Below are 2,261 nucleotides of genomic sequence, written 5' to 3' on the forward strand. Positions count from 1 at the left end.
GATGCATTTGGATATTTGTATTGTGCAAATGCTGCTTGCTTAGTTGGAGCTTCTTCAGCATTGAATCTTATAACTTCGTTCATAACTAATGCATTAGCCATACCGTGTGGTAAGTGGTGGAATGCACCTAATTTATGAGCCATTGAGTGATTGATTCCTAAGAATGCATTACTGAATGCCATACCAGCCATACAAGATGCATGAGCCATTTTTTCTCTTGCTTTAATGTTAGTTGTTCCTTCATTGTAAGCATCTGGTAAGTATTTGAATACTAATCTGATTGCTTCTAAAGCTAATCCGTTAGTGTATTCAGATGCCATTATTGAAACGTAAGCTTCAATTGAGTGAACTAATACGTCTAAACCAGCACAAGCTGTTAATCCCTTAGGTGAAGTCATCATTAACTCAGCGTCAACTATAGCCATATCTGGAGTTAGTTCGTAGTCAGCTAATGGATATTTAACTCCTGTTTGTTCGTCAGTGATAACTGCGAATGGAGTAACTTCTGATCCTGTACCAGCTGAAGTTGCTATTGAAACCATCATAGCTTTTTCACCCATTGTTGGGAATCTGTATATTCTCTTTCTGATATCCATGAATGTCATAGCTAAATCGTGGAAGTTAACTTCTGGATGTTCGTACATAACCCACATGATTTTAGCAGCATCCATTGCTGATCCACCACCAAGAGAGATTATAACGTCTGGCTCAAAGCTAGTCATTTCAGCTGCACCAGCTCTAGCACATCTTAATGTTGGGTCTGGTTCAACATCTGAGAATATTTTGTATTGAATTCCTTGAGATTCTAAAACTTCTGTAACTTTGTTAGTGTATCCCATTTCGAATAATACTTTATCTGTTACGATGAATGCTTTCTTTTTACCCATTTCACCTAATTCAGCTAAAGCTACTGGTAAACAACCGTATTTGAAGTAAGTTTTTTCTGGAACTCTAAACCAAAGCATATTTTCTCTCCTTTCAGCAATGCTCTTAACGTTAATTAAGTGCTTAGGACCAACGTTTTCTGAAACTGAGTTTCCTCCCCATGATCCGCATCCTAATGTTAATGATGGAGCTAATTTGAAATTGAATAAGTCTCCGATAGCACCTTGAGCTGCTGGCATGTTTATTAATGTTCTAGCAGTTTTCATTCTTTCTCCGAATGTTAATACTCTATCTCTGTTCTTAACTTGATCAGTGTAAAGTATTGAAGTATGACCCATACCACCTAATTCGATTAATCTATCGGCTTTATTTAAGGCATCTTCGAATGATGTAGCTTTGTACATAGCTAATACTGGAGATAATTTTTCGTGTGAGAATGGTTCTTCTAATTCAACTGAAGTAACTTCTCCTACTAATACTTTAGCACTTTCTGGAGCATTAACTCCTGCCATTTGAGCTATCTTATAAGCAGATTGACCAACCATGTCAGCATTTAATCCACCTTTTTCGTTTAAGATAACTTTTCTTACTTTATCTATTTCTTCGCCTTTAAGGATGTATGCTCCTCTTTCAGCTAATTCTTTCTTAACTTCATCATATACTTGTTCTAAAACAACGATTGATTGTTCTGATGCACAGATAACTCCGTTATCGAATGTCTTAGAAAGTAAAACTGAGTTTACAGCCATTTTAATATGAGCTGTTTCATCAATGATTGCTGGAGTATTTCCTGCTCCAACCCCTAAAGCTGGTCTTCCTGATGAGTAAGCAGCCTTAACCATTGCTGGACCACCTGTAGCTAGGATTATATCTGATTCTCTCATAACGTTTTGTGATAATTCAACTGATGGTTGATCTATCCATCCGATTATTCCTTCTGGAGCTCCTGCTTTAACTGCAGCTTCTAAAACTATTTTAGCAGCTTCAATTGTAGCGTTCTTAGCTCTTGGATGTGGAGAGATTATTATAGCATTTCTAGTCTTTAAAGCTATTAAACACTTGAATATTGCTGTTGATGTTGGGTTTGTTGTTGGAACGATAGCAGAGATAACTCCGATTGGTTCTGCAACTTTTGTAATTCCGTGAGTTTTATCTTCTTCTAAAACTCCACAAGTTTTCATATCCTTGTATTGGTTGTATATATATTCAGCAGCAAAGTTATTTTTTATAACCTTGTCTTCTACGATTCCCATTCCTGTTTCTTCTACAGCCATTTTTGCTAACTTAATTCTGTTGTGGTTAGCTGCTAAAGCTGCTTGTCTGAAAATTTCATCTACTTGTTCTTGAGTGTAAGTAGCGAATTTCTTTTGTGCTTC

1 protein-coding gene is annotated in these 2,261 nt (G+C 36.6%); it reads right to left on the reverse strand.

Annotated features, from left to right (window positions below; genetic code table 11):
• Nucleotides 1-2,261: bifunctional acetaldehyde-CoA/alcohol dehydrogenase (adhE, locus tag I4V51_RS20725; protein WP_195990330.1), on the reverse strand; the 2,261-nt coding region annotated here is incomplete at both ends.

The organism is Clostridium sp. D53t1_180928_C8 (assembly GCF_015667795.1).
Taxonomy (GTDB): Bacteria; Bacillota; Clostridia; order Clostridiales; family Clostridiaceae; genus Clostridium.